The sequence below is a fragment of the Neobacillus sp. C211 genome, assembly GCF_051842875.1.
Classification (GTDB): domain Bacteria; phylum Bacillota; class Bacilli; order Bacillales; family Cytobacillaceae; genus Neobacillus.
The window spans coordinates 1-7,537 of the sequence record NZ_JBPXRO010000065.1 but is presented as its reverse complement, the minus strand read 5'-3'; the positions used below and the strand labels follow the sequence as shown (position 1 = coordinate 7,537).

Below are 7,537 nucleotides of genomic sequence, written 5' to 3'. Positions count from 1 at the left end.
TGTTTTTTTAGTTAATTTGGATGGTGTTTTTTAATAATTAAACCAAATACTTAAAAAGATTATTGTGAAGAAATGTACTTAAACTAAAGGGTGCTTTACTCGATAAGGGGGAAAGCATTTTTCTTATTCAAGCAACGGGCAGAATAGCTAAATAAAGAAGGAGATATACTAAGTTAAATAATTCCTTTTGGATAAGGGGGGTATTAATATGTCAATGAAAAAACATTGGTTACTTAATATTGTAATGATATTACTCTCGTGGCTTACAATACCTTTGTTAGGATGGCGGACTATAAAGAGATTTTTACCAGCCTCAATCCTTGCTGTTCTACTATGTAGTTTGGATGCTCAAATTGGAAAAAAACGCAGATGGTGGTCTTTTTATAATAAACCACAGTCCTTTATTCAAAATGAATTTCCTTTTCTCATAGGCCCAATGTTGGCGATGTCTTTATGGACTTTAAAATGGGGATACGGAAATTTTAAAAAGTTTATTATGTTAAATGTTATTGGCCAAGCAATTTTTGTATCTCCACTTACAAGGTTATTCACAAAATTAAAACTCTATAAATTAGTTCAATTTAACGAATTTCAATTCTTTCTATATTTCTTTTACAAGGTTTTTTTCCTATATGGATTTCAATATCTTTTTGAAAAATACAAGAAAACTAATGATTTTTAAAGCAGCGGGTGCGACTCTTCAAGATGAAGGTTGCCTTTTTTATTCCACAAGAAAAATTGTGAAATTTTGCACTTAAATTAGCAGGGTGCTTTACTTCAATAAGGAGTAAGGCTTGCTCTTGTTTAACTAACTTGGCAGGTTAGCTTAATTAGAAAATAAGTTAAAATGTATGTGGTCGAAGTGGCTTTTTGGAAAGGTAAATTGCAATCAAATGTTGAGCCAACGAAGCAGTTAAAAAATAGAGGGATACATTTTGAGTTGGTCTTTTATATTGCAATAGTACATAAAAAGGAAAAAAACGGAAAATAATAGAATGATTATATTGGAAATAATTCAATGCCTTTTCTAAAATTGACTGAAAAAGTTAAAACCAGGAAGTCAGCTGAAAAAGACTTTTTGATCATATCTGTAAATCAATAATGGAAAGGGTGGTAACGGGAGTAATGAATACAATAAAAATCTCGTCTTTCCAATTGTTTGTACTTATTTATTTATTTGAAGTGGGAAGTGCTATTCTAGTTGGGATCGGATCGAGTGCTAAACAAGATGCTTGGATAGTAATACTTCTCGGATTGATAAATGGCTTATTAATGTTTCTTATTTATCATCGTTTGTTTCTCTATTATCCAGACCTTCTTCTAACTAGCTATGTCCAAATAATAACCGGAAAATTTATAGGTCGTTTCCTTTGTTTTATATATATTATTTATTTTATTTATGATGCATCGAGAGTATTACGTGATTTCGGCGAATTATTAACTACAACTATTTATACGGAAACACCGCTATTTGTCATCAATACGTTGATGATTCTTATCAGTATTTATGCAATCCATAAAGGTCTGGAAGTAGTGGCTAGAGTGGGTGAGCTTTATTTTATAATCGTATATTTGATCTCCATTCTCGGCTTTCTATTGGTGATAGCTTCTGGATTAATCCATTTAGATAATCTGAAGCCAATTTTGGAAAATGGCTATATTCCGGTGGTAAAATCATCTATGCGTGAATCGATACTATATCCATTTGGTGAAATGATCGTATTTTCCATGATACTCCCGCAGTTAAATGAGTCCAAAAAGGCAAAAGAAGTATGCCTTTCAGCGATACTTTTGAGTGGAATCAATTTAATCATTACCACAATCATTAATATTGCTGCTATAGGGGTTAATTTTTACGTTCAATCTCCATTCCCTTTGTTAAGCACAATCCGAAGTATTCCTTTTGGTAGGCTTGATGTACTTTTTATGCTCTATCTTGTGGTCGGAGGTTTTTTCAAAATAACCCTATTTTTTTATGCTGCCGTATATGGAGTTGCAGATTTATTTCGATTTAAGAATCCTCGTACACTTTGTTTTCCAATTGGACTGATTATTTTATTTGCCTCCATAGTTATTGCATCAAATTCTGCCGAGCACTTTAAAGAAGGGCTAAATGTTAGCTATTTGTATTATCCAGTAGAAATTATTATTCCTTCCTTGTTGTTTCTTATAGCTCATTTTCAAAATAGAAATAAGCAGTTAAAAGTTAAAGCATGATGGTAATATTTATTTGTACATTCACAAAAGCCTTAGATATTTGTGAAGAAATGTACTTAGAGTGAAGGGTGCTTGAGTTGAAGATTGGGTTTGCGGCTGCGATCCCTTTTTTATTGTACTCCCATGAAAATAAAAACTGAAAAAAGAAAAGGCTGAGTCTCTTACGATTTGTTTAAGAGTAGTCTGATAAATCGAATGTGAATTAGTCCCCTTCAACTAATCGTGAAGAATATAAACAGGCAGAACCCAAGAAACACCAGAATATGCATTACATATTCAATGTTTGTGGAGAATTACCTTAGATAACACAATTGTTGTAGCTTCCGAGATTTCTATCTCCTCACTCGGAATGGGATGATGATACTGATACTGAGGATTTCGATTGGGATATACAAGGTAAAAATAGATTTGATGAAAATATTAAAACTTTTATTATTTATTTAAAAAAGGTCTATACTTTTTTCTCTTTTTTGCTTATACTGTACTATAACAAGAAGAGAAACAACAAACTGTATTAACAAAGGGGAGATTTAAATGTTAATTAGTCCGGTTGAATTTTTTCGAAATTTGCCAAAAAAGGAATGCCCTGAATGCGGGCAACATATGCAAGAGCAAGCAGAAAGTTATTTGATGGATTGTGACCGTTGTTTATCCAAAAAAGAAGAGTAAAGTTTGCTACCTCTCCAGCATTGCTGGGGAGTTTTTAATTTCATAACAATAACTTAGTAGAATTCTTGGAAAGTAGAAAAGCATTTGATACAGCAACTAAAGTAATTAAATTTATCGAAATGAATGTCTAAATATCTGTTAATTTTTATAAATGAGCCATATTAACTGCATTAATTAAAAGATCGTATTTTTTTCGATCTTTTTTAGGTATGGATAAAAACAAAGGGAAAACACCAAATGTATCAGGAAGTTTTCAAGTGATTGAAGATGACTGAAAAGGAACTATTGAGGAATTGAGAAAAGACAACAAATTAGATGAAGAAACGGAATACTACGCACGAATTTTTATGGAAGAATAGGCGTTTCTTTCAACAACAAGCGGAGTGTAACACAAGAAGAGCTGGCTGATATTGCTGGCTTTTTTGTTATTCAACTAAAGGACAGGTTAGTTCATTAAGGAACATAAAAATGTTCAATCTTTTTTATAAAATAATAATCCAATTAAATAGTATAAGGGCATGTTTTGATTAATCTTTTTCAAAACATGCCCTTTCTATTTATTCATTTATCAAGGTTGCTTGTATTAAAAAAATACCTCGTGTCGTTTTGAAATAAAGTTGCGACGTTTTAAAAAAATAAAGAAAAGACACCCTAAGGTGCTTTTTTTCCTCTCTAGAAGCCTCAACTCGAAAATAACGAACCGACAACCAAAGACAACGTTTGCTTGTAAACGGCATGTGCGGACTGCACATCACCAAAATGTCCGCACATGTAAAGATGGATAACACCGTGGAGCGACGCCCAAAAGATACGGACGACGGTTTCCGTGTCATACGGACCGGTAATCAGTCCCTGCTCTTGCGCATTACCAATTACCGTCAACAATTGCCGCATAGCTGTTACGGTGCCGTGTATGCTTTCCTCGTCTGGTTTGAAATCCGCGAAGGCTCCTCCGAACATCAGTTTGTAATAACCGGAGAAACGCTGTCCGAATTGCCAGAAGGTTTCGCCTAAATTAAACAGCTGCTGCATCGGATCGTCAGCGCGCGGCGTTCCCTTGAATTCGTTGGCGAGAAGCTTGCAGCCGTCGAGATAAAGCTGCTGAGCCAGTCCATCTTTATTGACAAACAGGTTGTATATGATTTTGGTAGAGCAATTCATCTTCTGCGCAACTTTACGCACCGTCACAGCTTCAGGACCCTCATCGTACAAAATCGTTGCCGCAGCATCGACGACGAGCTTTCGAAGATTTTCAATATTTTTCAAGCGAGCCTCCTGATACGTTTCCAACTTTGGCGTATTTGCATCGAAGGAATTATTTTGGTCTGTCATAGCTATCACCCTCAATTAATACATTTTTGATAAGAAACAACGTTTCCAGCTCTTAACAGGAATTTTAATATAATTGTCGGACCGTTGTCAATGTTGCGAGGGATGCCAAAAACCAACGATTCAAAAAACGATGTTGACTTTCTTAAAAAGCTTAGTTACAATGATTCCAATTAGAAACAGCGTTACCGGTACACATCACAATTCTTGACTCTTATGAGAGTCAGGAATTATTTTTAAGGACAAAGTAACACTGTTTCCTAATTAAAAAAAAGTAGATAGGAGAGTTGTACAATGAACATAAAAGGAAATTGGGCGCTTGTCACGGGAGCTTCATCCGGCATCGGAGAGCAATTCGCCCGACAATTGGCCAAAGAGGGTGGCGACCTTGTACTCGTAGCCCGATCGAAAAACAAGCTGGAGAAACTGGCATCGGAGCTTAGAAAGAAGCATGGTGTCAAGGTCGAGGTGATTCCTACCGATCTTGGCAAAGAGGGCGCGCCAGGCGAGTTATATCGGCAATGTCAACTTCTGAATTTAGAGATCGAACTGCTGGTCAACAACGCAGGCTTTGCCACGCACGGTTTGTTTGAACAAGTGTCAGGCGTGCGCCAGCATGAGGAAGTCATGCTCAATGTTGCCGCTGTTGTGGATATGACGCACTTGTTCTTGCCGGATATGTTGTGTAGAAACTCCGGGGCCGTTATCAATGTCGCATCGACCGCCGGATTTCAGCCCCTTCCCTATATGGCCGTATATGGAGCAACGAAAGCCTTCGTCTTGTCGTTTACCCAAGCCTTGTGGTGGGAAAACCGCAACAGTGGCGTCCAATTTCTCACGCTTTGTCCCGGAGCGACGGACACCGGCTTCTTCAACGTCGTAGGCACGGAAGAAGCCGCCGTCGGTAAGAAAGACACACCGGAGCGAGTCGTGGAAGTTGCGCTTCGGGCATTGAAGGACGGGAAGCTGTATGTCGTTCCGGGTACACAGAATTATATAGGTACGCAGATCGGACGATTCATGACGAGGAAACAGGGACTTCGTCTCGTTGGCGGCATGATTCGTCCACGCGACGGCTCCGCCAACAATAAGAAGCCGTCCGGTCCGTCCGATCTTGCAGGATGGATGATCCAGGAGGCGCACTGATGGATAATTCGGCAAATATTTCAGCTAATGCTTCTGTCCATCAACCTATCCGGGACCGAACAGGTGCTGACCGATCATATGGACGGCCAGCACGCCGGTGAAGCACAGGCTTGTTTCAGAGATCAGCCCGGCCGGGAAAGTCATGGAAAGCTGGCACATTCAATTCGAGAAGGCAGAATAAACTTTAGATACACTGAAATTGATTAAAATTTTTTATAAAAATCAAACTGAAATATTCTGGATAGGAATCTATTTTGATCAATCTTTTTTCAAAATAGATTCTTTTTATTTATCGAAAAATGTGGGTTTGCGAGATATTTTTGATTAAACTTTATTTAAAAGCTACACCTCGAAAGAGGGTGGAGTTTGATTGAATTACTAGTAGGATAAAGAGGTGGAAGTACATGGAGTAACCAATTGACTAACGGGGCAGGTTAGTCGAATTATATGTTATGATGGAGAAAAATAGATTTTTTGGGGGGATTAAAATGGTTACATGCTATTTGAAATATGTTATTGACCCATATAAATTAAATGAGTTCGAGGAATACGGTAAGATGTGGATTCGATTAGTTAATAAATTAGGCGGTACACATCAGGGTTATTTCCTTCCACATGAGGGTGCTAATAATATTGCTTTTGCATTATTCACTTTCCCAAGTTTAGCAGCATATGAAGAGTACCGAGTAAAAATGGCATTGGATGCAGAATGTCAAGAAGCATATAAATTTGCAGAAGAGACTAAATGTATTTTAAGTTATGAGAGAAGCTTTATGCGTCCTATATTCGAATGAACATACATTAAAGTTGAAAAATAATCTATACATACCTTGTTAAGCTAACGGGTGCAAGAGTTGAAGATCAAGCTGCCAATAGTGGTGGCTTTTCTTATTGTGCTAACGAAGCAGAATAGTTGAAGAACAAGGTTGAAAATAGATATGTTTTTTATGTCGCATTTTACATATATTGCGAAGGAAGTAAAGCAAAAAAGCTATCACAATTGAATTAAAAAACAACTAGTACTTTTAGATTTTAAAGGAGTATTATGAGAGGCAATCATTAGATTGGGAATTTCGTAGTAGCGAAGTACAAAAATTGATCCCCTGGAAAAATTGTTATTGTACCAGAGGTGCTACTACGGAAACTAAGTTGCACAGTTTGACCTTAGCGTAGTTCATAAATGGTTGGATCTCAATAACAGCCAATTTAATGAATTATATCAACGGGTTTCCAAGTAATGCCAGGGGAATAAGTGTATATTTTTGAAAATTCTAAAATTATTTGCGTCAGTGTGGACTAGCGTACACACAAGAGAATACTTTTTACATTTCATATAATATGAATTCTGTTATTTAGACGTTTATGCATTAATGGACAAGCATATAAACAAAAAAATAATAGAATATATCTTTTTTGAAAGGGAGTGAAAAAATGGGTTGTAATTGTAATAAAAAAAACTATAGAATGCGTTTGCGCCCTGGAGATCCTCCAAACGGAGGATGTTGTCGTGGGTCCCATCTTAGACGTCCAGGAATCAAACAACGAGGTGGTCGAGGAGGCGATGAGTTCTTTGCTGATGCGAATCTTATATGTGACGATTATCCTGAGGATTGTTTTGGGCGTGATATCTGGATTTACTACGAATGGAAATTAGATCGTTTAAGTGGAGACGTCAGAATTGAGGGTCCAAGCGAAAAAAGAGGTAACGACACAATAAAAGTTGTTGGAAATGGAAGGTTTATACTATCTGTCAAGGTCACATTTGCTTGTCATCTCTCATTCGCGAGATTCGATTGGGGAGAAATTTCGTTTAGCCGATCAAAAACCAAAGCCACTGACCCTGGACCTTGGTATACGTGTGTAGATTATGCCAGTGAGACATTCGAAAGATAGACGATAGTGAAAGAACGCATTTTTTACAGATGCGTTCTTTATGTTTATCATACAAATAACATAAAAATTACTCCCCTTTAGTAGCTAGCATTTTGTTTTTTTATATGTCTACCTAATTGGGGCATATCATCTGCTGTATGTTTTTATAAATCTGCAAAGGACAGTAAATATATTGTACCTAATTTGAAAATAAAATTGTGAATTGTTTCACTTAAACTAACGGGTGCTTGAGTTTAAGATGGAGCTGTAATCGGCAGCTCCTTTTTCTTGTTTCAATAACGAT

General features: G+C 36.8%; 7 protein-coding genes. 6 read left to right on the top strand and 1 reads right to left on the bottom strand.

Annotated features, from left to right (window positions below):
• Positions 1-208: 208 nt before the first annotated feature.
• The 3 genes from ACSU6B_RS28635 to yhfH all read left to right on the top strand — a co-directional run bounded on the left by ACSU6B_RS28635 (position 209) and on the right by yhfH (position 2,886).
• Positions 209-682, top strand: coding sequence for a hypothetical protein (locus ACSU6B_RS28635; RefSeq protein ID WP_410889835.1), 474 nt, complete (start codon positions 209-211; stop codon positions 680-682).
• Positions 683-1,125: 443 nt separating this feature from the next.
• Positions 1,126-2,217 carry a GerAB/ArcD/ProY family transporter gene (locus ACSU6B_RS28630; RefSeq protein WP_410889833.1) on the top strand — a complete coding sequence of 364 codons (1,092 nt, stop codon included), beginning with the start codon at positions 1,126-1,128 and terminating at the stop codon, positions 2,215-2,217.
• A gap of 534 nt (positions 2,218-2,751) precedes the next feature.
• Complete coding sequence (yhfH, locus tag ACSU6B_RS28625; protein WP_214718010.1) at positions 2,752-2,886, top strand: protein YhfH; 135 nt, start codon at positions 2,752-2,754, stop codon at positions 2,884-2,886.
• Positions 2,887-3,567: 681 nt separating this feature from the next.
• Here yhfH and ACSU6B_RS28620 read toward each other — a convergent pair.
• The gene (locus tag ACSU6B_RS28620) at positions 3,568-4,218 is read right to left on the bottom strand and encodes a TetR/AcrR family transcriptional regulator (RefSeq protein ID WP_410889832.1); all 651 of its coding nucleotides are present in this window, start codon (positions 4,216-4,218) and stop codon (positions 3,568-3,570) included.
• 291 nt (positions 4,219-4,509) lie between these two features.
• Here ACSU6B_RS28620 and ACSU6B_RS28615 point away from each other — a divergent pair, with 291 nt between their 5' ends.
• From ACSU6B_RS28615 to ACSU6B_RS28605, 3 genes are all read left to right on the top strand, one after another.
• Positions 4,510-5,361: an SDR family NAD(P)-dependent oxidoreductase gene (locus tag ACSU6B_RS28615; protein WP_410889830.1), complete on the top strand. Its 852-nt coding sequence runs from the start codon at positions 4,510-4,512 to the stop codon at positions 5,359-5,361.
• Between the two features lie 488 nt (positions 5,362-5,849).
• Positions 5,850-6,155, top strand: a complete 306-nt coding sequence (locus tag ACSU6B_RS28610; RefSeq protein ID WP_141993620.1) for an NIPSNAP family protein — start codon at positions 5,850-5,852, stop codon at positions 6,153-6,155.
• Positions 6,156-6,792: 637 nt separating this feature from the next.
• Positions 6,793-7,254 carry a hypothetical protein gene (locus ACSU6B_RS28605; protein WP_168243856.1) on the top strand — a complete coding sequence of 154 codons (462 nt, stop codon included), beginning with the start codon at positions 6,793-6,795 and terminating at the stop codon, positions 7,252-7,254.
• Positions 7,255-7,537 lie beyond the last annotated feature (283 nt).